This window comes from uncultured Shewanella sp., assembly GCF_947501665.1.
GTDB lineage: Bacteria > Pseudomonadota > Gammaproteobacteria > Enterobacterales > Shewanellaceae > Shewanella.
Genome location: NZ_CANMWS010000074.1, coordinates 1 through 1,255 on the forward strand (window position 1 = coordinate 1; position 1,255 = coordinate 1,255).

Annotated in this window: 2 tRNA genes and 1 rRNA gene; all 3 read right to left on the reverse strand. The window is 41.3% G+C overall.

Going from position 1 to position 1,255, the window contains the following annotated elements:
* Nucleotides 1-646: 646 nt before the first annotated feature.
* Nucleotides 647-722, reverse strand: a tRNA-Ala gene (locus Q0976_RS23945).
* Nucleotides 723-845: 123 nt separating this feature from the next.
* A tRNA-Ile gene (locus tag Q0976_RS23950) sits at nucleotides 846-922 on the reverse strand.
* Between the two features lie 259 nt (nucleotides 923-1,181).
* A 16S ribosomal RNA gene (locus Q0976_RS23955) occupies nucleotides 1,182-1,255 on the reverse strand; the annotation flags it as partial.

A 1,255-nucleotide genomic window follows, 5' to 3' on the forward strand; every position in this document is an offset into this window, starting at 1 on the left:
TACGTCCTTCATCGCCTCTGACTGCCAAGGCATCCACCATATACGCTTAGTCACTTAACCATACAACACTAATAAGTTTCGCTTGCTTATCATCTTGTTATGCAGCATTGTGGTTTTCACTTCTCACTCTCGTGAAAGAATAAGTTGTAGCGCTGCTACACTCATTCGTCGTTCAATCCACGCCTTTGCCTAACAAGCGCTAAGCTGCGCTTTATCTACTCGATATCAATAAGGGTATTATTGATAGTTGTATCGTAACTAATGGTTTCTACTTTCGCCAAAATTAGAATATTCAATTTACTGCGTTGCAGTAAATTGCAAGACACTTAATGTTTAAGTGTTTAACTCAAATTTAATTTTTATTTCGCGCTAATGCTACAAACAACAACTTACAAGTAAGTCACTGTCCCTTTCACATTAACACTATCAGCTTTCCAAATTGTTAAAGAGCGACTACCACGGATGGTGGAAGTGTCAAAAATCGTACGGAACGATTTTGACCAGGCTAAAAAAAGCCAAAGATAAATTGTTCTATTTATCTTTGGCGTCTCTTTCCATAATGCTGTAAATGGTGGAGTTATTGAGAATAATCGAACCGCTTTCTAAGCTATTCAACTAAAAATTAATATTTCCAATACCAAATAAATGGTGGAGCTATGCGGGATCGAACCGCAGACCTCCTGCGTGCAAGGCAGGCGCTCTCCCAGCTGAGCTATAGCCCCATTTACATGCAGTCAAACAAGATATGTGTATAAATAGCCAAATCATTTCATAACGAGGCGGGAAGTGATGACGTTTAGCTTTTCATAAACGAATCGCTTTCCAACAAAGTTAGGGAAGGATTTTGGTGGGTCAGAGTGGACTTGAACCACCGACCTCACCCTTATCAGGGGTGCGCTCTAACCAGCTGAGCTACAGACCCATTTATACTTGTTTCTTTGTCCCAATTCATCGTTACTTTCGTCGTTCAATCAGTCATGTAGTGAACTACACTCCCTCTTCACTCCTCAAGTGCCTTGACTTGAAAACAAATTAACATCGCCTAAATATAGGCTTGTATATCTTGTTCTTTCTTCTCGACAAGCATATCTGTGTGAACACTCAAATACACGGATGTATTTGTGTCGACTTGGCATGGATGCCATATTGTCGACCCAGCAGGATTAAGTTAGTCGTTAAGGTAAGGAGGTGATCCAGCCCCAGGTTCCCCTAGGGCTACCTTGTTACGACTTCACCCCAGTCATGAACCACACCG